The organism is Rossellomorea oryzaecorticis, from assembly GCF_045897515.1.
Lineage (GTDB): Bacteria > Bacillota > Bacilli > Bacillales > Bacillaceae_B > Rossellomorea > Rossellomorea enclensis.
In genome coordinates, this window is sequence record NZ_JBJOSA010000021.1 from 1 (window position 1) to 24,089 (window position 24,089).

A 24,089-nucleotide genomic window follows, 5' to 3' on the forward strand; every position below is an offset into this window, starting at 1 on the left:
CACGCCGCCAGCGTTCGTCCTGAGCCAGGATCAAACTCTCCGATAAAAGTTTGAATAGCTCTTGTTTGCAACGATTACTCGTTGCGGTAAATCTAGAATTAACGTTGACGTATTGTCTTGTTTTGTTCAGTTTTCAAGGTTCAATTTGTTGCTTACTTCGTTTGAAGCGACCCTTTAAATATTACAGCATCAACACCGAAGTGTCAATAACTTTTTTTAAAAAGTTTTTTGTGTGTCTGCCGTGTTTTGCGGCAACAGATAATAATATACCACCATATAAACTTGGGCGCAATAGTTTTTTACATCTTTTTTAATTCTTTTTCAAAATAGGTCTCGAGCCATATAAAACAGGTTCATGCTTCCTATTACGAGTATAGTCCACTTAAATAAAAAGCAGCGGCCTGCAGCCGCTGCTTTCTTCTATATATTATCCTTTAATCACGATGGCGCATCAATGGGAACAGCAGGACGTCACGGATGGACGGGGAGTTCGTTAACAGCATAACAAGCCTGTCGATCCCGATTCCCAGGCCGCCAGTCGGAGGCATACCGTATTCCAATGCTTCAATGAAGTCGTCATCCATCATGTGTGCTTCATCGTTACCTTCTTCTCTTTCTTTTAGCTGAGCTTCAAAGCGTTCTCTTTGATCGATTGGATCGTTAAGCTCTGTAAACGCGTTTGCGTGCTCACGGCCCACGATGAACAATTCGAAACGATCTGTGAATCGAGGATCCTCATCGTTTTTCTTCGCCAGCGGAGAAATCTCCACCGGGTGGCCGTAGATGAATGTAGGCTGAATAAGCTTGTCTTCTACTTTTTGCTCGAAGAATTCATTTACGACATGACCGTATTGCATATTGTCCTTGATTTCAATGCCATGCTCTTTAGCCAGTGCACGTGCTTCTTCAGCGGACATTTCTTTCCAGAAGTCTACTCCAGTATGTTCTTTTACGGCGTCTACCATATGAAGACGGGTCCACTCAGGCTCCAGGTTCACTTCATAATCACCGTATTGAACGGTTGCAGAACCGAATACCTCTTTTGCGATATGCGCAACAAGGTTTTCAGTCAATGCCATGATATCGCGGTAATCTGCATAGGCTTCATAAAGCTCGATCATTGTGAATTCAGGGTTGTGTCGCGTAGACACCCCTTCATTACGGAATACCCGGCCGATTTCGTATACTTTTTCAAGACCGCCGACGATCAGGCGCTTCAAGTGCAGCTCGATTGCGATACGCATATACAGCGGCATATCGAGGGCATTGTGATGCGTTGTAAAAGGACGTGCTGATGCTCCTCCCGCGATGCTGTGCATCATCGGTGTTTCTACTTCAAGGTAGCCGTTGTTATCTAAGTATCTTCTCATCGATTGGATGATGCGGCTCCGGGCGATGAATGTCTCTTTGCTTTCCTGGCTTGTGATCAGGTCCAGGTAGCGCTGGCGGTAACGTTGCTCTACGTCTTTCAAACCGTGGAACTTCTCGGGAAGAGGACGCAGCGCTTTTGTCAGCAAGGTAAATTCCTTTGCTTTAACTGAAAGTTCTCCAACCTTCGTTTTGAAAACTGTCCCTGTAATACCGACGATATCTCCAAGGTCTGCAGTGTTGAAATATTCATACGCTTCTTCGCCTACTGCATCTTTACGAACATAGATTTGAACTTGTCCTTCGAGGTCCTGAAGGTGGGCAAATCCCGCTTTCCCTTTTCCGCGCTTCGTCATGATACGGCCGGCAATCGTTACCGAAACCTCTTTTTCTTCCAACTCTTCTTTAGAAAACTCATCATATTGTGATTTGATATCTGATGAGCTGTGTGTGCGTTCAAAACGTTTACCGAAAGGATCCATTCCTTTTTCACGGATGGATTCCATTTTTTCGCGCCTTACGCGGAACTGGTCATTTATTTCTTCGTGACTCATTGTGTTTCACTCCTATTCTATCTGCTTTCCTGCTTTACTAGACTGATACGAATATATACCATACTATTTTACACAATATCAGGGATTGTAACACCCCTAAAGTTCCAGTTCTTTGAGAAAACTGTCCCGTGTGTGCCGACCAGGGCACACGGATACTGCAATAAAGAATCTATCTAAAAAAGGCTGCTCCGTTCATGAGGGGTATCATGATTGGAATCCAGCCTTTTTCAGAATAACAGATTTCGATTGATTTATCACTGATGGATTATTCACTATGCTCCAAATCACCCTGAGGGTCCAGGTCCTCGAGCGTAATGCCGAGCACATCTGCCACCTTCACCATGAAGTCTTCTTTGGGAATGCGGCTCCCTCTCTCCACTTCTCCGAGAACAGAGACGGAGATGCCCAGTTCCTTTGCCAGACCTTCCTGAGTGAATCCTTTCAGCTTTCTGAATGCACGAACGCGTCTTCCCCATTTATCTGTTTCCATAACCGAACTCCTTCTTTGTCAGGTATTTCGTCCAGAAAGCGATTGAACGGGGTGCCGTCAGCAGGATGCGGGATGGACGGTTCAAGCTCTAAAAGCGGTATGAGAACAAACGCTCTCTCCTGCATCCTTGGATGAGGGACGAGGAGATCCTCAGAATCAATCGATTTGTGATCATAGAGCAGGATATCAATGTCTATGATCCTCGGTCCCCACTTGAACTCCCTTTTTCGCCCAAGGTCATGTTCCACCTGCAGGCATTGCTGCAGCAATATTTCCGGACGTAAATCCGTACGGACTTCAATCACCATATTCAAAAATTCGCCTTGATCGGTAAAACCTACTGGATCCGTTTCATAGATCGACGATTTCCTTCTTACCTCTATCTTACCATGACTATCCAGGATATTAATGGCTTTTTCCAGATAAGCCTCCCGCTCCCCCATATTCGAGCCCAGGGAAAGGTATGCAATACTCTTCATTATGATCGACTCCTCGTAATCTCCACCGCCACCGACCGGTAGTGACCGGGAATCGGCGGGTCGGGCTTGATCAGTGTTATCGTGCAGCTTTCAACAGCAGAGAATGATTCCAATAATTCCGAAGATATCCTTTCGGCCACCGCTTCCACCAGATTAAGAGGTTCCCCTTCCACCACAGACTTGGCTATAGAATACACATCCGCATAATTGACGGAATCCTCGAGATTGTCGGTTTGTCCTGATTTTTTCAGATCGAGATGCAGCTCCACGCTCACCCGGAACCGCTGGCCGAGCTTGTTTTCTTCTGAAAAAACCCCGTGATAGCCGTAGAATTCCATTTCGTTCAACATGATTTTATCCATCGTACTGCCCCTTTCCCATTAAAGCATCTGTCATCTTCGCCATCCGAGCCATTTCCTTCACATCATGGACACGTACGAGCTGGCAGCCCTTCTGAATGCCCCAGCATACCGTCGCACCCGTCCCTTCCATCCTTTCTTCCACCGGCAGGTCCAGCACATGGCCGATGACCCGTTTTCGCGAGGTGGCGTAAAGGACTGGATAACCGAGGGATACGAGGGTGTCGACGTTCCTCATCATTTCAAGGTTCTGTTCGAATGATTTGGCAAAACCGATCCCCGGGTCGAGGATGATCTGTTCATCCATTACACCCGCTTTTTTTACAAGGGAGATGCTTTCCTGGAGGTCCTGTACGGCATCTCTCATGAAGACTTCATACTCTTTATCCTCTCGGTTGTGCATCAGGATGATCGGCACGCCCTTTTCAGCTGCCGCCGCTGCCATCAGCGGGTCCTTCTTCGCGCCCCAGACGTCATTGATAATATGAGCGCCTGCCTCGACAGCCGCTTTGGCAGTCTCCGCTTTATACGTATCGATTGAAATTGGGACATCGACTTCTTTGACAAGCGCTTTTATGATCGGGACCACCCTTGAAATCTCTTCCTCTGCAGTGACAGGGGTATGCCCCGGCCGAGTCGATTCGCCGCCGACGTCTATTATGTCCGCTCCTTCTTCCACCATTTCCTGCGCACGCGCCACTGCTTTCTGAACGGAGTCATATGACCCTCCGTCAGAAAAGGAATCGGGCGTCACATTCAGGATCCCCATGATGAGGGTTTTGCTGGAATAGTCCAATTCATAGTTTCCGCATTTAATCGTTTTTGTCATGGGTGTTCCCTTCTTTCATGTCCTCAATGGAGTTTAAGTAAGATACGTATTCTTGATACTGTTCATGCAGCAACCTGACCCAGCGGCCGTCACGGCCTGCATAGGTTTGATCCCCGATTTTCCTTACCGGTACGATTTCCTGCACGGAATTCGTAAAGAATACTTCGCTTGCCGCTTCCAGATCGCTCTCTTGGAAAAACCCTTCCCGGACAGGGAGGTTCAATTTCTCCGCCAGGGCGAGAATAAACTGTCTGGTGATTCCGTTTAAAAGTCCGGTTTCAACAGCAGGGGTAAAAAGTTCTCCTTCTTTTATCCAGAAGAGATTCGATGTGATCCCTTCGCATAGATAGCCGTCACCCGTAATAAAGATCCCTTCTTTATCCTGATCGGGACCGATTTCCCTTTTAGCAGCAAGATTATTGAGATAATGATGGGACTTCAATCTCTCCTTTATCTCAGGGGTGCTCCGCCTCAGCTTGAGGAAGACACCCTCTTTTTCTCGCAATGGCACGGATGGCGGCAATTTTTTTTGAAAAAGGATGACCGTTGGATCCCCGTAAGGAGCAGTCTGTAATCCGATTTCACCAGGACCTCCCGATACATTCAGCCGGCAGTAGGCATCGTCCAGTCCATTTTTTCTTATAAGCGAGGCCACAACCTGCTTTATTTCCGCTTCATCTAGATCCACTTCGATGTTCAGTACTTGGAGACCCTTATTCAACCTGGCTAAGTGATCCCCCAATAAAAAGGGATGTCCGCCATACGTCCGGAAGGTTTCAAAGACACCAAGACCGTAAAGGTAACCGTGATCAAAAGGGGAGATGGCGGCTTCTGACTGATGAATGATCTTGCCGTTGGAATAGATATACATTAAACCGGCAGCTCTGCTTTCTTATAGGTTTCAAGGAAGTTCTTCAGAAGCTGCTTTCCATACTGGGTCATGATCGACTCTGGATGGAATTGCACCCCTTCGATCGGGAGCTCTTTATGGCGGATGGCCATGATTTCTCCCTTGGAGGTCTCGGCTGTGATATTAAAACAATCCGGCAGGGTTTCACGTTTTACAATCAGCGAATGATAGCGTGTTGCTTCAAACGGGTTCTTGAGTCCCTTGAAGAGGGTCTTTCCGTCATGATGCATGTCAGACACTTTACCGTGCATCAGACGTTCGGCGCGGATGACATCCCCTCCAAAGACCTGGGCAATCGACTGGTGGCCCAGGCATACACCGAAGATCGGTATTTTCCCTGCAAAATGAGAAATCACCTCAAGGCTGATCCCTGCTTCGTCCGGACTGCAGGGCCCGGGAGATATCATCAGGTAATCGGGTGACATCGCTTCGATATCAGGGATGGTGATTTCGTCATTCCGTCTGACGACCAATTCTTCACCAAGCTCTCCTAAAAACTGGACAAGATTATATGTGAATGAGTCATAATTATCGATCATGAGTATCATGGTTGTCCCCCGTTTCCTTCCGCCATGGCCTTGGCAACCCAGAGCGCCCTGGCTTTCTTCAGCGATTCCTTGTATTCATATTTCGGGTTCGAGTCGATGACAACGCCAGCACCCGCCTGGATGTAAGCTTGCTGGTCCTTCACCAGCATCGTGCGGATGACGATATTCAATTCCACATCACCGTTCACGCCGATCCAGCCGATCGACCCTGTATAAATGCCCCTTCTGACCGGCTCCAATTCTTCGATGATTTCCATCGTCCTTACTTTTGGTGCCCCGGTGATCGTGCCTCCCGGAAAAACAGAACGGATGACATCGGCATTGGTCTTCTGCTCATCCAGTCTCCCTCTTACATTAGAAACGATGTGCATGACATGCGAATACTTCTCGATGACCATGAACTCATTGACTTCAACCGTCCCGTAGGCACAAACCCTCCCCAAGTCATTCCGCTCTAGATCAACGAGCATGACGTGTTCGGCCCGTTCCTTTTCATTGCCGATGAGTTCCTGTGCAAGCGCTGCATCTTCATTGGCATCTTTCCCGCGGGAACGCGTGCCGGCAATCGGTCTTGTGCTCACTTCCGTCCCCTTTTTCTTGACCAAAAGCTCCGGTGATCCCGACACGATCTGGAAGTCCGGTGTCTGGATGTAGCTCATATATGGAGAAGGATTCAGTTCACGTAGTTTTTTATAAACCGCGAACGGCTCGGCATTGAGTTTCTCTGACTGCCTGACCGATAGATTGACCTGAAAAACATCACCCTGCGAGATATAATCTTGTATTCTCTTTACCGCATTTGAAAATTGTTCTTCATCCATGGATACTCCGCGGCCGGCGGTCTCCTTATCCGGCTCCATATCGACTTGAAGGTCACGATTTGCAAGCTTCCCTTTCCACACTTCCGTCCACGTTTGCAGCAGTGTTTCGGCATCTGACTTCTCAGCCTGCGTGAGGATCATCGTCCACATTACCTCTTCTTCGTGGTCAAATACCGCCCACTGATCTAAATAAAAGAAATACACTTCCGGAATCCCGAGATCATCTTGACTCAGTTCCGGCAGTTTCTCGATTCTCCTTGCATAGTCATAGCTCAGAAAACCGATGACCCCTCCCTGGAAATCAGGAAGGTCGGGATGCCTCTCGGTTTTTAGGGGATCCAGCCATTTTTCCAGTTCGATCAATGGATCACCATATCTGATTTCCGTGTTTTCATCATCCTGGATGATAAGGCCATCCCCTGAGCTTTGCGCGATTGCTTTCGGTTGAAGTCCGGCAACACTATATCTTCCTCCCCGGCCGCTTTCCAACAATACATGATGTGATTGGTCCCGGCTCAGTTGTTCATATGCTGAGAAGAATTGTTCTTTTGTTGTTCGGGTTTTATGAAAATATAAGTGCTGCACGTACTTCACACTCCTACTGTTTTATCTTCTTTCATGATACATGAAGTTTGGGAAGGTTTCACTGTTGAAAGTATGGAAAGGGGGAGTTTTGTAGGAATCTTGTGGTTTGATTCATTGAACTTTGAGTTTGGGCTTTTAATTATCGGGTTTGGGGAGGAAAATCTTCGGAGTTGGGGCGGTGATCTTTGAATTCGGGGTGTAAATCCCCGGGATGGGGTCGGCGATCTTAGTTTAAGGCAGTCAATCTTCGAATACGGGACCGCCACCTTTGACTTTGGGTTGAAAACCTTCCGGATGGGGAGGCTTCACTTCATTCGGGGCGGGTAATCTTCGAATTCGGGACGATAATCTTCGAATTTCAGCTGATAATCTTCGAATTTTGACCGTTAATCTTTGAAATTCAGCAATTAATCTTTCAATTCCGGGGATAATTCCACCAAATGTAAAAATAAGGAATTAACCTGCTAGTCCCCTCCACGCCCAGTGTGCTCAACCAGCTGCTGGATACTCCCCAAAATTCTTTCAACCACAGGGGGTAAAATTTCATACAACAAAAGAAAAATCCCGAAGCAATTGCCTTCTTCAGGATTTGGTTCATTTATTTATTCGTCATCAAATTGATAAAGCGGAGTGCTCAGGTAGCGTTCCCCGTTACTCGGGATGACGGCGAGGACTTTCTTTCCTTTGCCGAGTTCTTTTGCGACTTTCAGTGCAGCGCAGATCGCGGCTCCGGATGAGATGCCTCCGAGGATCCCTTCTTCCCTGGCGGCTCTCCTTGCATAATCAAAAGCCTCATCATTCTTCACCTGGATGACTTCGTCGTAAAGAGAAGTATTCAGGATGTCAGGCACAAACCCCGCGCCGATCCCCTGGATTTTATGAGGACCTGGCTTACCGCCCGACAGAATCGGGGAGTCGGTTGGTTCCACCGCATACAATTTGATGGATGGATAATGCTCCTTCAATACTTCGCCGGCTCCGGTGATCGTTCCGCCGGTTCCGATCCCTGCAACAAAACCATCAAGCTGCCCGCCCATTTGCTCAACGATTTCTTTCCCTGTCGTTTCTCTGTGCACTTTCGGGTTTGCTTCATTTTTGAACTGCTGCGGCATGAAGTATCCTTTTTCATTGGATAGTTCTTCGGCTTTGCGGATCGCGCCGCCCATCCCTTCGGATCCCGGCGTCAATACTAACTCCGCTCCGTATGCACGCAGAAGGTTTCGTCTTTCCATACTCATGGTGTCAGGCATGACAAGTACTGATTTATAGCCTTTTGCCGCAGCAACCATGGCAAGGCCGATCCCTGTGTTTCCGCTCGTCGGTTCCACGATGGAATCCCCAGGCTTGATCTTCCCTGCTTTTTCAGCCTCTTCGATCATCGCCAGGGCGATCCTGTCTTTCACACTGCTTCCTGGATTCATATATTCTAATTTTAAGTACACATCCGCGCTGTTGTCATCGACTAGTCGATTAAGCTTCACTATTGGAGTCTGACCGATTAATTCCGAAATTGAATTAGCCACTCTTACCATACATTCCACACTCCCAATCCCAAGTAATTTTGTTGGATTTATTATCTAAAACGTACCAATTTTCAATCAAATTGTCAATTGAAATGACCTCGAGGATATACCCGGCGTAGATGGACAACCATAAATGCGTATGGGCTTTGTTCAGAGGCGTTTGGCATAAGATGAATTGCTGTGAAGGCGTTTTTGCGTTCTTGGGTTTAGCTTATGGCATCTATGCCCTGAAGCTGGACAAAGTAAGACGCAGGGTCTATCTCTCGTGAGCACGCATTTCTCTTTTCCTACTCTATTCACCATATATCCCTACTATGATTCGTTAAACCCCTTATGTTTATGTAAATGGAAAAAGACTGGCCGCTAAGCCAGTCTTTCATCATTGTTCCGTGCCGTAAAACCATTCCACTTCTGCTTCATCCCAGAATGCTTCAGGCGTGAGCGGTGTTTCCACTTGTTCCATCGCAAGCTGGCGGCGGATCTGATCTTTTACGTCTTTATAACTGTATTGTCTTTCTTTTACGGTATCTTTTAAAAGATAAATGACATAATCTGATCCCGTTTTCACCGGCTGACTCCATTTGCCTTTCTTGGTGGATTCGAGCTCCTTCACCGCTTCAGGGGATAAAAGCTCTCCCTCTGCAGGCACATAGCCGATGTCCCCGCCCAGATTGGCACTCCCGTCATCGGTGGAACGCTCCATTGCCAGGACATCGAAGCTTGAGCCGCTCTCTAATTCCTTGATGACCTGCCCGGCCTCGGATTTGTCTTTTACTTTGATTTGTTTCAGGTTGAACATTTTAGGAATCGAGTACATTTCTTCATTTTGGGTATAGAAGTTTTTCATGTCTTCTTCCGATATTTCTACATCCTTGGTCAGCAGCTCTTCCAGCAGTAAGTCGGTCCTGATCTGGGCTTTGACCGTTTGCTCGTCTGCAGTGAACTCTTCATCGAAAGAGTCATACGCAGAGCGTATCAGATCAAATTCTTGATCGACTTCTTTATCGGAAATGGAAACATTATACTTCTTCGCAGCTTTGTCGATCACTTTTTGATTGACCAGCTGTCTCAGCTCCTGTTCGCCGTACTTTTGTTCAAGCGTATAAAGCCAGTCTTCCCTGGTGACAGAATCACCGCCTACCGTGGCAACGACCTCGCTGCCCGCACTGATTCCGCCAACACCCGGGGAAGCATCAGGTTTCAACCATAAAAATAAAGTGATGATATTCGTCACCAGCAGTACGGCCGCAGCAATCAGAAAAGGTTTTGGTTTACGTTTCATCGATTGTGTGTCTCCCTGATTTTTTTACTATTTCGCTTCGTTTTTAAGTTCTTCCAATTCTTTCCCGGAAAACATATATGTCTCATTACAGAAGTGGCATTTCGCTTCTGCTTGTCCTTCTTCATCGATCATATCTTGAATCTCATTTTCACCCAGGCTGATGATCGCATTGGCAAAACGGTCTTTTGAACACTTACACTGGAATGATACCGGCATCGTTTCAAGGACCTTCACTTCACCTTCTCCAAGCACTTCTTCCAATATTTCTTCAGGAGTCAGGCCTTTTTCAATCAGCTTTGATATCGGCGGGATTTTTGACAATCTTTCTTCGATTTTTGTAATTGTTTCATCGTCCGTACCCGGCATCAATTGCAGGATGAAGCCGCCTGAAGCAAGGATTGTATTGTCGGGATTGACCAATACTCCGACTCCGACAGATGAAGGCACCTGTTCTGAAGTCACGAAGTAGTAGGTGAAATCTTCGCCCAGTTCTCCTGAAACAATCGGTACCTGTCCTGAGAAATGGTCTCTCATTCCGATGTCTTTCACGACCGAAAGAGTTCCTGATGTACCCACCGCACGACGGACATCGAGCTTTCCATGTTCATTCAAATCAAAATGGACATGCGGGTTGGAGACATATCCCCTCACTTCACCCTTGGCGTTGCTGTCTACGATGATGGCACCGATCGGACCTCCGCCTTCCACCTTGATCGTCAGTTTATTTTCTCCCTTAAGCATCGCGCCCATCATGACACCGGCACTGATGGAACGGCCAAGAGCAGCTGAAGCTGTCGGCCAGGTGTCATGTCTTCTCTGCGCTTCGCCGACAGTATCTGTACTTTTGACGGCATACGCTCGCACTTGCCCATTATAAGCCAGGGCTTTCACTAAGTAGTCGCTCATATTCAAGCTCCTTTCCTTTTTCTTAATTCATGTTTCGTTTATAAATCAGTTTTAATCCTTTAAGGGTAAGGAACGGATCGACGACATCGATTGTGTTCGATTCTTTGGATATCAACGTCGCCAGTCCCCCGGTTGCAATCACGGTCGGTTCCTTTTTACTTTGGGATTTCATCCTTTGTACGATTCCCTCAACTTGTCCTACATATCCATAAAGGATGCCGGCCTGCATCGCGGTTACCGTGTTCTTTCCGATGATGTTATCCGGACGGGCGATTTCGATCCTCGGTAACTTTGCCGCCTTCGAATAAAGGGCTTCAGTCGAAATGCCGATTCCGGGCGCGATCGCCCCGCCCATATATTGTTTTTCCTCGTTGATGTAGCAGTAAGTAGTCGCGGTACCGAAATCGACGATGATCAGCGGCCCGCCGTATTCATGGATGCCGGCAACCGCGTTCACGATCCGGTCTGCACCGACTTCACGGGGATTTTCATATTTGATATTCAAACCTGTTTTGATCCCGGGTCCGACAACAAGCGGCGTGACATTGAAATACTTTTCGCACATGCGCTCCAGACTGAACATGATTGGCGGAACGACGGACGAAATGATGATGCCGTCTATTTCTTCGAATTTCAAGTCTACATGCTGAAAGAGATTCTTGACCAGCATACCGAATTCATCTTCGGTTTTGTGCCTGTTGGTTTCAGATCTCCAGTGATATTTTAAATGGTCGCCTTCATAGACGCCATAGACGATGTTTGTGTTCCCTACGTCCATTACAAAAATCAATATTCTCACCTACTAAGCGTATTGTTTTACACACTGCCAACATCATACCATATCTAATAAATAATAGGTAAGTACAAAAACTGAGCGGTTGATCACTGCAAATTTAAAACTTAGATTGTTCTTAAATACCGCTTATGATTTCCGTGCAAGACTTCGCTTTCCGCGGGTAGCCCGTGAGCCTCCTCGTCGCATTCGCTCCTGCGGGGTCTCACTTGTCCAGCTGCAGGGCTTAGAGGCACATGTCATAAGCCAAACCGGCCAAGAAGACAAAGAACGCCTTCGTGGCCGATTCGTCTTATGCCAGCCGCCTCTATACAAAGCCCTTCCGCTTTTCTAATTAGCTACTTTTCCCGCAAGAGTCTCCGTCTTGCACTCCAATCAACGCTGGAGCCGGTTTTAATGAATGTTTTGTGTTGTGCAACCCGCCATTGTGAAATGAATATAAAAAAAGACTGCACCCGTTACAGGTACAGTCTTCTCTTATTACACGCGATCTGTTTTGTCAGGATCGTCGTTTTTTGGTGTTGTGTCTGGTGTTTCTGCTTCGATCACGTTTTGTTCGTTTTTCTTTTGGATGTTTACCTTTACGTCGCCGTTGTCTGTTTTGTCAGATTCGTAAACGCGTTCAGGCAGTTTTCCGTGATCGACGAGGTGTTTGATTTGGGCTGCATCGAGTGTTTCGACGTCAAGCAGCGTTTTGGCAATCAGTTCAAGCTTGTCGCGGTTCTCGGTGAGAATCTTCTTCGCACGTGCATAGCTTTCTTTGATCAGGCGCTGCATTTCCGTGTCGATTTCATGAGCGATGGCATCAGAATAGTTTTGTTCACTATTGATGTCACGGCCCAGGAACACTTGACCGCCTTGCTGTGAACCGAATTGAAGCGGTCCGAGCTTGTCGCTCATACCGTATTCGGTCACCATCTTGCGTGCAATACCCGTTGCACGCTGGAAGTCATTGTGGGCACCGGTGGATACTTCGCCGAAGATGATTTCCTCTGCGACACGTCCTCCAAGCAAGCCCGTGATTTTATCAAGAAGCTCAGGCTTTGTCATAAAGTAGCGATCTTCTTTAGGAAGCATGACGGCATATCCGCCAGCCTGACCGCGTGGAACGATGGTCACTTTATGTACCATATCCGCTTCATCAAGTATGACCCCGATCACCGTATGGCCGGCTTCATGGTAAGCAACGATTTTACGTTCTTTTTCAGATATGACGCGGCTCTTCTTAGCTGGCCCTGCAATGACGCGGTCCGTTGCTTCGTCGATGTCACGCATATCGATTTTCTTTTTGTCCTCACGGGCTGCCACGAGTGCTGCCTCGTTCAGAAGATTTTCAAGGTCGGCACCGGAGAAACCAGGGGTCCTCATGGCGATCGCCTTCAAATCAACTGTATCATCAAGCGGCTTGTTGCGTGCATGTACCTGCAGTACCGCTTCACGGCCGATGACATCCGGGCGGTCAACCGTAATCTGACGGTCAAAACGTCCTGGACGAAGTAATGCCGGGTCAAGAATGTCCGGTCTGTTCGTTGCGGCAACGATGATGATCCCTTCGTTGGCTCCGAAACCGTCCATTTCAACAAGAAGCTGGTTAAGCGTCTGCTCACGTTCATCGTGGCCTCCGCCAAGTCCCGCTCCACGCTGGCGTCCCACTGCATCAATCTCATCGATGAAGATGATACAAGGCGCATTTTTCTTTGCGTTTTCAAATAGATCACGTACACGTGATGCACCGACACCGACAAACATTTCAACGAAGTCAGAACCACTGATGGAGAAGAACGGTACTCCCGCTTCTCCTGCCGCTGCTCTGGCAAGCAATGTTTTACCGGTACCCGGAGGTCCTACCAACAGCACCCCTTTAGGTATGCGTGCACCTATTTCAGAGAATTTACGCGGATCCTTAAGAAATTCCACGACTTCTACAAGTTCCTGTTTCTCTTCATCCGCTCCTGCTACATCTTTAAAGCGGACTTTCTTTTTCTCTTCACTGTAAAGCTTCGCCTTGCTCTTACCGAAATTCATGACTCGGCTTCCGCCGCCCTGAGCCTGGTTCAGTAAGAAGAAGAACAGTATGAAGATGATGACAAATGGAATGATCGTTGTAAAGAACGATACCCATCCGCTTGTTTCTTTGGCCTGCAATACATTTACATCAATACCCTGCTCGGAAGCTGCAGCATTGATTTGGTCCATTAACTTGCCATCGGTTGTAAGGACATAGGTTAAGAAGGATTCTCCTTCTTTAGCACCTTTCAGTTCTCCTTTTACCTCATATACACCTCTTCCAGGCTGAATGGAGAATGATTCGACTTCCCCTTTTTCAAGCTGGTTGATGAACGTGCTGTATTCGATATTTTTGGTTGGTTCGTTGTTGTTACTGAAATAACTCACCACACCTATAATGACTAAAAAGACCAGTAAATAGAATATGGTGTTACGAAAGATCCGGTTCATCCCTTACCTCCTCCCACGGGTAAACAAACTAACTAAAATAGTATCATAGTAAATCATGGCATTACAACAAATAGGCCTTGATGTTTTCCGTTAAAACGAATAGAATGATTCCTCTTTAGATTACGCTTATTCACCTGTTGTATACACTTCAGGTTTCAAGACACCGATGTAAGGAAGATTACGGTATCTTTCCGCATAATCCAGACCGTAGCCAACGACGAATTCATCCGGAACGATAAAGCCGACATAGTCTGCTACGATGTCCGCTTTGCGGCCGGACGGCTTATCTAAAAGTGTGACGATGCTGATCGATTTCGCTTTGCGGTAGCGGAATAATTCCACAAGGTAGCTCAGCGTCAAACCGCTGTCGATGATGTCTTCGATGATCAGGATGTCACGGCCTTCAACTTTTGTATCCAGGTCTTTCACAATCTTGACTTCACCGGAAGAAACAGTGGAGTTCCCGTAACTTGATACGTCCATGAAATCCATTTCCATATGTGTGTCCATGCGTTTGCACAGGTCAGCCATGAATGGCATTGCACCTTTCAGCACACCTATGGCGAGTGGGAATTTATCTTGATACTCCTCTGTCAGCTGCGCCCCTAAATCCTTGATTTTCGCCTGAAGTTCTTCCTCTGAGATCAATACTTTTTCAATATCCTGATTTAACAATGTTCAACTGCCTCCTAGAAGATGATTGCTTGTAAATTGTAATACTAAACTATTTTCCCGGGCTTCTCCTAAATCGTATATTGACTTTTTTATGCCTGGAACCCAGAGGATGTTATCCTCGGCATCCGTGACAACCGGCCACGCGTCGCGCAAATGGCGAGGGACCTTTTCATCAATGAATAAGGATTTAAGCTTTTTTGTCCCATTTAAACCCTTGATTTTCAATCGATCCCCTGTCTTCCTCGTCCGGATGGATAACGGGAGCGCTGTATCCCCTCGATGGAGGTAAATGCAGTCACCGCCGCTTGAACCGCGGACTTCTGAAGAATCCTTGAGAATAAATTGAGAACCGCTTGGAAGTGTGAGAGGTGTATGTTCCTTTAACTCATAGCAATAAGGGGCTTGACCAGACTCTAATTTCCCAAAGTGAAAATAACAGGTGTCATATGCCCTTGTTACTGTGAGACCTCCAGGTAAATCCAAGCTAGCATTAGGTGAATTTCCTCTTAATATACCCAATACATCGTAAATATGTATAGTCGATAAAGAAGATGGTCTTAGTTTGTAAAGATAGTTTAATATTAGATTAATCCCTCTTCTTTGTAAAGGCTCAGCCATTGCAAGGAAGCCTTCGATATTCAATACCGAGAAAACCTCAGTATTATTCCATACTTTATTCAACTTTACCCGTGTTAATTCCTCTAAAAACTCTTCATCTTCTGTTATTTCTTCACTAAATTGTTGAAATTGATGATGGACCTGGGGGTTTTCTTCCTTCAGGAAAGGAATGACCGCCCTCCTGAAGCGGTTCCTTGTGTAGAGATCTTTTTCATTGCTGGGATCGATGCGGGGTGTGAGTCCGTGCTCCCGGCAGTAGTCCCAGATTTCCTTTTTGGTCACAGTCAGGAATGGACGGATAATCATTCCCCTGTGGAACTCGCGCTTATACGGGATGCCTGCCCTTCCCTTTCCGGCAGAACCCCTGGTCATCCTCATCAAGATCGTTTCCATCTGATCATCCCCGTGATGGCCGAGTGCCAGCTTGTCCGCTATGGCTTCCTCCATGACTTCCCGGAGGAACCCATACCGGACATTGCGGGCGCTTTCCTGCAGACTGCCCGATTCGTCTTCCATGACTTTCCCGACATCAATTCTTTCACTGTAGAAAGGGATGTCCCGCTTTTCACAAAAGTCCTTAACAAAAAGGAGCTCCTGATATGACTCCTCTCCCCGAAACATATGATCGAGATGAGCAGCAATCACTTCAGCTCCCCATTCTTTTCTATTCACATGAAGAAAATGAAGAAGGGCCAGCGAATCCGGTCCTCCGGAGACGGCTGTCACGATCCGGTCGCCTGCTTCGATCAACCCATGACGCTGTATGAAAACTTTCACCGTATGCTCAAACATGTTACGTTCCTCTTCCCGGGCTCTTTTTCCTCATTGTAACAATTTCAGCGCTCCGCTACTACCAATCTACATCAGCTCTCCGTATATGTATAAGACATAAAGAAGGGAGACGATCATGACCACCAGTACTGTTTCAAGGAAGTGGCTCGATTTCTTCCTCTGTTGCTTCTGTACCCTGCTCCGCTGGGAAGCCGGCTGCCTCGGAGAAGATGAAGCGGCTTTTACCGCTGGACCGGCAGAGTGAGCGCTTCTTCCATGCGAGAGCCCGTTCAACAAATGAATTCTCATCTCACCCGCTGTGCGGAAACTACCCTCCAGCGCTTTTTCAATGGTGGGCTGAAACTTGCTTAATTGGTCTTTCGATGCAATGGCCTTCCTTAATTGCTGCATATTCCCCGTTCCGGTCTTATTGAAACGCTGGGGATAGGCTATATTAATTAAGATCATACCCACTGAGAAAAGATCATAGGTAGGTTCTGCTTTCCTGGAACCCCCGAGCCAGTAACCCCGGTCGAAGAACTCGGTGAATTCCTTTATTGCCCTTCCCTGTATCGTTGTCCCGCCGACATCGATACAGCGTATCCGGTAAGGCGGCCCTGTCACAATCAGATTCTCCGGCTTGAGATCACCGAACACCCAGCCTTCCTGATGAATCCGCTCAAGGTCAGAAAGCAGCTGCGCAATCAGGACACCTGTCCATGAAGGCCCTTTCGATTGTACAAAACTTAATAGATTCATACCCTGTATATATTCCATCGTATAAAAATGAATGATGACGCCCCTGGTCTCCCAGTCATCGACTTGATGAAGCTTAGGTCCAAGGGGAGTTCCCTGGACCTTGGAAAAAGACTTCAATACGTTGACTTCCGAAGTGATGGAGACATTGCTGTCACTCATCTTCAATGCGAGGTAGCCGGAGGCGCCCTGCACAAGATAGACCATTCCGTTGGCGCCATAGCCCAACTCTTTCACAATCGTATAAATCTGTTTATACCATTTTCCGCGGATCACCGTCCCCGCAGGGAAATTAAATGGTTTCTTCGAAGTATTGTTCATCATCGCCACGAGAGAGCAATCCCCTTAATGAACGTTTTTTCTTGAAGTATGTCAGAGCTTCAGAAATGGCCGGACCCGTCGGGGTGATACCGCCTGGGGACAACTTAGAGAAAATACTCGTAAGTGTTTCGAGTTTAGGTGTCCAATCCAGCAATTTTTCGACATCCTGTCGTTTCCCGGGAAATACGAACACAGAAAATTTGTTGTCTCCCATTCTCGCATTCAGGCTTAAAGACAGATCCAGCAAGGCTTCCTTGACCGTCGGAAGCTTATGCTTCATGCTCGCAGACGTATCGACAAGAATCAACACTTCCATGTCCACATTCTCGCCAAGCTCATCCACCACTTCCATCACTTCTCCGCGCTGGTCGGGAGGTAATTCTTCCATCGAAGCCGATTTCCCGAGGATCTGTTTCAGTTCATTATTCACCAATCCCTGCAGCGTCTGGGTCATCGCTTTCCTCGTGACCATCTGGACCGTCTGGGACAGCTGCTGGGCATAGACAATCTGGCTGACCCCGCCGCCTGACAGGGCGATCCCTTCAATCTCCTGCATGCCGTTATCATCAATCACATCATTATCCATTACACCGATTACATTGACCGTGATCCCCTGCTCCTTGGCGAGTGCCGCCATGGCAATCGGGTCTTCACCCTGGTTCGAACAGCCATCCGTTAACAATAGAATTTGACGAAGTGTACCTGTCTTCATCAGACTCCCCTCCTAATTCAAAAGATGGTATCATCTTCGCCGAATCAGGAGAGATTTATACTTCAATTCACTATATTTATAGAGAAGACCGCCTTTCCTAGGAGATTCTTTTCTTATCCTTTTCATATGGTTTCTGCACTGGAATCGATGACCATTTCGGGATATTATGTTTGATCTTCGATACCATGATCGTCATATCATCCTCTATCAGACCGGAACTTGAACGTATCACTTCCTCCATGAGTATATCCGCCACTTCTTGAGGGTCATCCGTTTGAAGTTCCGTCACTTTGCGTTTCATCCACACATCATAGTTCTCTACATGCTTCGGCCCTTCAAAGGCACCGTCGCTCATCATGATCAACAGATCGCCCGCTTTCAGCTGTTCGGACACGACATCCACATCGAAATCATGCTGCAGCATCCCCATCGGCAGGTTGCTGGCTTCTATTTTCATCACTTTATCCCCGCGCTTAATAAAGCTCGGTGTGGAACCGATCTTCAGGAATTTAGAGGATGCATTTTGAAGGTCGATCATCGCCAGGTCCAGTGTCGAGAAAATTTCATCATTCGTCCTGAGTGACAGGATGGAATTGATGGACTTGATCGCCACCTCCTCCTCGATTCCCGATTCAAGTATCTTTTGAAGCAGCCTGAGCGTTTCGTTGCTCTCATAATGGGCACGTTCCCCGTTCCCCATTCCATCACTGATCGCAACCGCAAACTTCCCGGCACCAAGTTCAATCATCGAATAACTGTCACCCGATACAAGTCCCCCTCCTTTGGCCGCATGCGATACACCTGTATCGACCACGAATTTCTTTGCCGACCTGAATGTCATCTGACAGTACCCGTTCGGAAATTGGGCACAATCCTCCTTAAACAGGATAATATTTTCCCCGACGATATCCGAAAGCATCGGAGCAATCAGTTTCTCCCCCTGTCCATGTCCCCCGCAGTAAGGGGTCGTAATATCTATATCAACATTCCCCTGTTCCAGATTGTAAATTTCAATATTTTCTATATCAATCCCGAATTCATTGATACTCGAGAGGATATGCTCCTCCTGTATAAAATGATTTTCCCTTTCTCTTTGAATCTCTTTCGCGAAATTGCCCATGACTTCTGAAACACCCAGTAATTGATCGGCTACTAATCTCCTGCTCTCCTTTACTTGTTTTTTCAGTTTCAAATTGGCCTGGTAAAAGGTCAGTTCCTGATAAATCGTATCCTGCAGCTTCTTTTCTTTCGTACAATGCTTGTCCAATTCCCGGTGAAGGCGCGGATTGAGCGGTATTTTCCCCTGGTCGAACTCATTCATCACATCTTTCATCAGATTATAGGTTTTATCGAAATTCCGTGACCAGCATTGATCCTTTTTAAAGCATGTCTGACACGTTTTTTCCGTGACATTGCTTAAAAAATAGTCAAACTCCTTATCTTCCTCCTCTTCAAATTGGTCTTCGATTTGCTGAAAACTCTTCGATAACGCTTGAAACACAGACGAAAACTGAGTGACCCGGTTTGCGGTCACATCTCTCACTCTTCTCATATATCCCTGCTGTTCCTGCTGATATTCAGATGTACCCGGGATATGTTTGGCTATTTTAAGGGCCAGACTCTGTGGTGTTAAAAACAGCAAGAGAATCGCCACTCCGGATTCATACAATGTTTTTGTCAAAACAGTATCACTATCTCCGTACATTCCCATAAGCAGGGTAGCGATCAGTAAACCGATTGCCGCTCCAAATTTCTTTCCTTCTTTCATCAATCCGCCCAGAAGTCCAGAAAAAGCAAGCAAACTCATTTGATAAAAGCTCGCAACACTTGCCAGACTGAAAATCAGACCGGTCACGACCCCGACAGTCGATCCGATTGTAGCCCCTGCCACAAAAGAGAATAACAGCACCAGGTAGCGGGACAGGATGTGTTCGATGGACAAACTGTATACAGCCCAGCCGATCGTACCTGTCATGATCGACGCGAGCAGGATGATCAGGCTGACCACTTCTTCTGTTTTGAGCGAACGCCTTCTCCGCTGCACGGTCACAAGCGGTATACTTTGTATGAAAATATAGGTTAATAGAAAGGCAAGAGTTGCCTCAATCATGGCCATGACCCCGTTATAGATGGTCAGGACCTGATCCTGCTGGATGTAATTGAAGGCAAGCTTCACACTCAGTGCAGTGAATAACACATAAAATGCTACATATTTAAGTTCATTTTTATGATACTTCTGCGTTAACCGGAAAATTAACAGGAATAGTATCGTACTTGCAAACGTATACGTAATACTAGAGAAAGATAATGTGACGGCCCCTGCGAGCAGCCCCAGTAAAGCAATCGGGGATTTCTCCCTCCGGACAAGGTAAACAGACGCAAAGAAAGGCAGGGCAAATGGAGTCAAATGTGACAGAATGAGTGCCCTTCCCAATAAAAATCCGATGATGAACAATGCGATCCCTTTTTGTACAAACAGCCATTCCAATTTGGAATAAACCGACTTGATTCCTTTGGAAAATTCCAGTCTGGTGTGTTCAATGTCTACATTTTGAACAGGTTCTATGATTGACTGATCGGCTTTACCCATGTAACAAACACTCCCCATTTACTTTTTTGTCTAGTATAAATGGGACAAGTTCAGAAGTTTGTCAAAATGAGGGAATGAAGCCTAAGAATGTTTCGACGGCATTCTAGCGAATACGTTATAATATTCTGATAATTTCACTCTCTACCGGAGTGTTTTTTTCCAATTTGCTCCTATACGCAAGACGCAGACTGACTTGAAGGAATTTTGACAAATTCTTTTTATAAATTCTGTTGACAAGATTTTTGTTTGTATGTATTATAGATTTTGTGCTTAAAACACATATGGCGGTGTAGCTCAGCTGGCTAGAGCGTACGGTTCATACCCGTGAGGTCGGGGGTTCGATCCCCTCCGCCGCTACCATATTTTTTTAGGCCCGTTGGTCAAGCGGTTAAGACACCGCCCTTTCACGGCGGTAACACGGGTTCGAATCCCGTACGGGTCATATTAGAAAAGCGGAAGCGCCCCAAACTGAGTTTGGCGCTGAAGGTAAACAATAAAGAAGACTATCCGATTCCGGATAGTCTTCTTTATTATGCCTTCTCTTTGCAAAGCGTCTCTTCGATCTGTTTCTGGTGATGCTTGTCATGCCAAATGAAATCGTCAAAGAACTCGCTCAGTGTATAGTGATGGTCATCCACTTCAAAGGAAAGGCCCAGCTGCGACTCCTCTAGGCCGTCAATAAAATGAAGGATGGACTTCCGTGTTTCAATGCCCTCCTCCAGAAGCCGTTCCTGGGTGACCCCGCCGTGGGCATATTCTGCAGCTTCCCTGTTAAACGGGTCGAAATCCGGAAATGCAGAAAGGACAGCCCCTTCCGACAGGTTCGGCAGTATATTCTCAATAAGATAAGCATCCCATTTTATGATATGCGAAACATTTGCAGCGATCGACCATTTCCCTTCTTCCATCGGTGCGAACCATTTCGCCTCTTCTATATCCTTCAATTCCTTCATCCACAAAATAAAATAGTCATGATGATTGAGAAGTTCTTCCCTATTCATATTAACCCCACCCCGTTTGTCTGTTTACAAACATATATTCGGTGGCGGGGAATAGAACTCCTTTTTATAGTATCAAAATTGTTTATATTGGCCGGCTTTTTGCATTCAAAGCTGTATTACTGCAGTATATTGGAATATTTCTGAGTGATACTGCCCTATATACTGCAGATGTCCCCGGCTTTCCTTCAAAACCAAAACCAGACGATGACTTTATTATCGAAAATCAAAGTTTTATTATCGAATTCTTAACTTTTATTATTGAAAAAGTGAGTTTTATTATCGAATAGCTTATTTGAAAAAAATATATGATCGATACCTTCCTGCTTATTATTGAAGTGACTTTTTTTATGATCAATCAAGCTTCTGTATTATCGAAATCAAAATCGATAACCGCGCCATGACCGTTCCCCTTCACACAAAGTTGCACACAAAAAAACAGGCACACTCAAAATGAATGTGCCTGTTCCCTGTCTTACAACCTGCTATATGAGTTAATAGACAGCAAGTTAGCCTCGTTTCGCTCCTCTTCCGCCGCGTCGCGATTCAGTGTTTTTCTTTAAAGATGACAGACGGTCTTCACTGTCTTTCAGGAAGCGCGCCATCTTTTGTTCGAAATTTTCTTTCGTACGCGTATCATTCGGTTTGTTGTTACGCGGACGCTGAGGGCGCTGTTGGCGCTGCGGGCGTTGTGGCTGATCTTTGGCTTTACGGATGGATAATCCGATCTTTCCATCGTTTTCTACATTAATGACTTTAACCGTTACTTCGTCACCGACTTTAAGGTGCTCGTTGATATCCTTAACGTAATTGTCTGCAACCTCACTAATGTGTACCAAACCAGTTGAACCTTCCGATAGCTCCACGAACGCTCCAAAATTTGTAATGCCTGTTACCTTACCCTGTAACTTGCTGCCTACTTCGATTGACATAAAAGAAATGCTCCTCCTTAAAATTATAAAAGATAAACCTTACTATATATTATAGCCAATTAAAAAAAAGAGTGTCAATAAGACACCTCTTCTTATTCTTTCTTTTTCTCCGGTTCCGGGATATTGAATATAATTTCACCATCGTCGGATAAGAAGTAATCGCGGCGTGCTAGCTTGGCGATATAGTCGTCGTCATTGAGCTTGACAATCTCTTCTTCCAAGGCGTTTTGGTGATCTTTAAGCTGTTCCATTTTATTTTCAAGCTGTGTTTTTTCCGCGCGTTTTTCTTCTAACATTTGGGCTCTGGAAATGAGAGTCGAGACCATAAATCCACTAATTGCCAGCACTAATACAAAAAATAGGGATAATCTGCGGACCAAACGTTTTTTTCTCTTCGATGACGACTTATGTATATGCTCCTGATGACGAACATATTCATTTTCCATTGACGTGACGTTTTTCCTCATTCCCAAACCTCCTTTTTTACTAAAGACTAGAAAGGGAAAAGGCGCTATTTCTTGAAGCGCTTTTTCACCTTTTCTATGACTCTATATATTTTTTTGATATTGAACGTCATTATTCCTGCCATTTTATTATATAACTTCTCGACTCTTTTTGTAAGATAATTCGGCAATAAATTCCAAATGCCTTTAAGAATCCACCAAATTGGACTCCATACGAGCTTAAACATCCATTTAAGGATGGAATAAACGATTTTAAACAGGAATGCTGCGGTTTTCCATAGCCCTTTCGCCAGCGAAAGAACGAGCGTGATCAGCAGTACCACTATCCATTTTATCGGCGAATAGACCAGCTTTTTCACCATGGAAACGAAAAAATTATAAAGTGAAATCACAAACAGGATCAGTTTTTCCAGCAAGCGGAGATATGCTTGTTTAAGCAGCGCCTGGTAGCCGGCAAACCCGCATAGAAGCGCGATGAAAATATAAAAACGGAGTTCCCCGTAGTTGACGGAAAACAGGATATAGAAAATGGCAAGTGCCTGATAGATCCAAAAAAGCAGATCATTTAAGAATACCAGCCAACGCTTCCGCTGGGACCTGTTCAGAAACCGGTTGTACGTATCCAGCGACGCACCAAATAACGCTCCCATACCGATCATTGAAAGCATGGTGTAAAACTGGGTCGTCAGGGTCATCGAAACAGCTTGCTAAAGAGTCCTTTAGCTTTCTCCGAATTGTGCTCGTCCAGATAAATCAGGTCAAACACCTTTCCTTTAATCGAAACGATCCCCTTATCGACATCCAGGTTTTTCATTTGCAGGTTCTGCCCCCGGACAGACAGGATGCCCATGACCGTTTCAAGCAGGAATTCTTCATTATCAAAGCTTTCCACCTGTTTAACGCCTGTAATATCGAGAAGCTTCCTGCCTCTCATGATGACATCATGTTCCTGGTAAGAAGTCTTGTCTTTGTTTCCATCATAGTATTGGTTCATCTTTTATCCCTCACATTCACATAGTACAAGCTTTGTACTATATGTATGTGGACAAGGGGATTTTAGAACAAAAAGAAAGCCTGCTTACTCCGATTCCTCTTTGATCCGTTCTTCGGAAAGGACGGAGTATAGACTGCTAGCCTCTTCTTTCTTGGTCGTATCAAGAAGCCTCTCAATCTTTACCCTCATCACTTTTTGTCCAAACCTCACACTGAGCTCATCCCCGACTTTTACATTAGAGCTTGCTTTCGCCTGGGTGCCGTTGACCAGGATCCTCCCCTGATCTGCTATTTCTTTCGCAAGCGTCCTTCTTTTGATCAATCTGGACACTTTTAAGTATTTATCCAATCTCAT

24 protein-coding genes and 2 tRNA genes are annotated in these 24,089 nt (G+C 46.0%); 2 read left to right on the forward strand and 24 right to left on the reverse strand.

Annotated features, from left to right (window positions below; genetic code table 11):
* Positions 1-434: 434 nt before the first annotated feature.
* The 18 genes from lysS to spoIIE form a co-directional block, all read right to left on the reverse strand.
* Positions 435-1,922, reverse strand: coding sequence for a lysine--tRNA ligase (lysS, locus tag ACKA06_RS17995; RefSeq protein WP_058300033.1), 1,488 nt, complete (start codon positions 1,920-1,922; stop codon positions 435-437).
* Between the two features lie 265 nt (positions 1,923-2,187).
* Positions 2,188-2,412 carry a helix-turn-helix domain-containing protein gene (locus ACKA06_RS18000; RefSeq protein ID WP_032085185.1) on the reverse strand — a complete coding sequence of 75 codons (225 nt, stop codon included), beginning with the start codon at positions 2,410-2,412 and terminating at the stop codon, positions 2,188-2,190.
* Positions 2,364-2,891 carry a 2-amino-4-hydroxy-6-hydroxymethyldihydropteridine diphosphokinase gene (folK, locus tag ACKA06_RS18005; RefSeq protein ID WP_058300032.1) on the reverse strand — a complete coding sequence of 176 codons (528 nt, stop codon included), beginning with the start codon at positions 2,889-2,891 and terminating at the stop codon, positions 2,364-2,366. Before folK ends, ACKA06_RS18000 begins: the two co-directional genes overlap by 49 nt.
* Positions 2,891-3,253 (reverse strand): dihydroneopterin aldolase, encoded by a 363-nt coding sequence (folB, locus tag ACKA06_RS18010; RefSeq protein ID WP_032085187.1) that lies wholly within the window; start codon positions 3,251-3,253, stop codon positions 2,891-2,893. Before folB ends, folK begins: the two co-directional genes overlap by 1 nt.
* Positions 3,246-4,079 carry a dihydropteroate synthase gene (gene folP, locus ACKA06_RS18015; protein ID WP_411160340.1) on the reverse strand — a complete coding sequence of 278 codons (834 nt, stop codon included), beginning with the start codon at positions 4,077-4,079 and terminating at the stop codon, positions 3,246-3,248. Before folP ends, folB begins: the two co-directional genes overlap by 8 nt.
* Entirely contained in the window at positions 4,063-4,950 is an 888-nt protein-coding gene (pabC, locus tag ACKA06_RS18020; RefSeq protein WP_411160341.1) for an aminodeoxychorismate lyase, read from the reverse strand. Before pabC ends, folP begins: the two co-directional genes overlap by 17 nt.
* On the reverse strand, positions 4,950-5,537 hold the full coding sequence (pabA, locus tag ACKA06_RS18025) for an aminodeoxychorismate/anthranilate synthase component II (RefSeq protein ID WP_032085190.1): 588 nt from the start codon (positions 5,535-5,537) through the stop codon (positions 4,950-4,952). The genes pabC and pabA overlap by 1 nt, the downstream gene beginning before the upstream one ends.
* Positions 5,534-6,943: an aminodeoxychorismate synthase, component I gene (pabB, locus tag ACKA06_RS18030; RefSeq protein ID WP_098151152.1), complete on the reverse strand. Its 1,410-nt coding sequence runs from the start codon at positions 6,941-6,943 to the stop codon at positions 5,534-5,536. The genes pabA and pabB overlap by 4 nt, the downstream gene beginning before the upstream one ends.
* A 602-nt stretch (positions 6,944-7,545) precedes the next feature.
* On the reverse strand, positions 7,546-8,475 hold the full coding sequence (gene cysK, locus ACKA06_RS18035) for a cysteine synthase A (protein WP_058300027.1): 930 nt from the start codon (positions 8,473-8,475) through the stop codon (positions 7,546-7,548).
* Between the two features lie 370 nt (positions 8,476-8,845).
* The gene (locus tag ACKA06_RS18040; protein WP_411160342.1) at positions 8,846-9,748 is read right to left on the reverse strand and encodes a peptidyl-prolyl cis-trans isomerase; all 903 of its coding nucleotides are present in this window, start codon (positions 9,746-9,748) and stop codon (positions 8,846-8,848) included.
* Between the two features lie 27 nt (positions 9,749-9,775).
* A complete protein-coding gene (gene hslO / locus ACKA06_RS18045) occupies positions 9,776-10,654 on the reverse strand; it encodes an Hsp33 family molecular chaperone HslO (protein WP_058300025.1) in 879 nt (292 codons plus the stop codon).
* A gap of 22 nt (positions 10,655-10,676) precedes the next feature.
* A complete protein-coding gene (locus tag ACKA06_RS18050) occupies positions 10,677-11,444 on the reverse strand; it encodes a type III pantothenate kinase (RefSeq protein WP_197495108.1) in 768 nt (255 codons plus the stop codon).
* Between the two features lie 483 nt (positions 11,445-11,927).
* Positions 11,928-13,904, reverse strand: a complete 1,977-nt coding sequence (ftsH, locus tag ACKA06_RS18055) for an ATP-dependent zinc metalloprotease FtsH (protein ID WP_058300024.1) — start codon at positions 13,902-13,904, stop codon at positions 11,928-11,930.
* 126 nt (positions 13,905-14,030) lie between these two features.
* On the reverse strand, positions 14,031-14,579 hold the full coding sequence (gene hpt / locus ACKA06_RS18060; RefSeq protein WP_032085197.1) for a hypoxanthine phosphoribosyltransferase: 549 nt from the start codon (positions 14,577-14,579) through the stop codon (positions 14,031-14,033).
* A 3-nt stretch (positions 14,580-14,582) separates the two neighbouring features.
* Entirely contained in the window at positions 14,583-15,989 is a 1,407-nt protein-coding gene (tilS, locus tag ACKA06_RS18065; RefSeq protein WP_197669878.1) for a tRNA lysidine(34) synthetase TilS, read from the reverse strand.
* 66 nt (positions 15,990-16,055) lie between these two features.
* A complete protein-coding gene (locus tag ACKA06_RS18070; RefSeq protein ID WP_411160348.1) occupies positions 16,056-17,048 on the reverse strand; it encodes a protein kinase domain-containing protein in 993 nt (330 codons plus the stop codon).
* Positions 17,017-17,757 (reverse strand): VWA domain-containing protein, encoded by a 741-nt coding sequence (locus ACKA06_RS18075; protein ID WP_032085199.1) that lies wholly within the window; start codon positions 17,755-17,757, stop codon positions 17,017-17,019. The genes ACKA06_RS18070 and ACKA06_RS18075 overlap by 32 nt, the downstream gene beginning before the upstream one ends.
* Before the next feature lie 97 nt (positions 17,758-17,854).
* Positions 17,855-20,347: a stage II sporulation protein E gene (gene spoIIE / locus ACKA06_RS18080; protein WP_411160343.1), complete on the reverse strand. Its 2,493-nt coding sequence runs from the start codon at positions 20,345-20,347 to the stop codon at positions 17,855-17,857.
* 283 nt (positions 20,348-20,630) lie between these two features.
* Between spoIIE and ACKA06_RS18085 the strand changes: the two genes are divergently transcribed.
* Together ACKA06_RS18085 and ACKA06_RS18090 are read left to right on the forward strand one after the other, a co-directional pair.
* A tRNA-Met gene (locus tag ACKA06_RS18085) sits at positions 20,631-20,707 on the forward strand.
* A gap of 10 nt (positions 20,708-20,717) precedes the next feature.
* A tRNA-Glu gene (locus ACKA06_RS18090) sits at positions 20,718-20,789 on the forward strand.
* An 88-nt stretch (positions 20,790-20,877) separates the two neighbouring features.
* On the opposite strand, the gene ACKA06_RS18095 is transcribed toward ACKA06_RS18090, so the two are convergent.
* The 6 genes from ACKA06_RS18095 to ACKA06_RS18120 form a co-directional block, all read right to left on the reverse strand.
* The gene (locus ACKA06_RS18095) at positions 20,878-21,348 is read right to left on the reverse strand and encodes a DinB family protein (RefSeq protein WP_032085201.1); all 471 of its coding nucleotides are present in this window, start codon (positions 21,346-21,348) and stop codon (positions 20,878-20,880) included.
* Positions 21,349-21,854: 506 nt separating this feature from the next.
* Positions 21,855-22,277, reverse strand: coding sequence for a S1 domain-containing RNA-binding protein (locus ACKA06_RS18100; protein ID WP_032085202.1), 423 nt, complete (start codon positions 22,275-22,277; stop codon positions 21,855-21,857).
* A 92-nt stretch (positions 22,278-22,369) separates the two neighbouring features.
* Complete coding sequence (locus ACKA06_RS18105) at positions 22,370-22,744, reverse strand: FtsB family cell division protein (RefSeq protein WP_032085203.1); 375 nt, start codon at positions 22,742-22,744, stop codon at positions 22,370-22,372.
* 44 nt (positions 22,745-22,788) lie between these two features.
* Entirely contained in the window at positions 22,789-23,436 is a 648-nt protein-coding gene (gene yabQ, locus ACKA06_RS18110) for a spore cortex biosynthesis protein YabQ (protein WP_064563568.1), read from the reverse strand.
* A complete protein-coding gene (gene yabP / locus ACKA06_RS18115) occupies positions 23,433-23,735 on the reverse strand; it encodes a sporulation protein YabP (protein ID WP_032085205.1) in 303 nt (100 codons plus the stop codon). The genes yabQ and yabP overlap by 4 nt, the downstream gene beginning before the upstream one ends.
* Positions 23,736-23,819: 84 nt before the next feature.
* Positions 23,820-24,089, reverse strand: a complete 270-nt coding sequence (locus tag ACKA06_RS18120) for an RNA-binding S4 domain-containing protein (protein WP_032085238.1) — start codon at positions 24,087-24,089, stop codon at positions 23,820-23,822.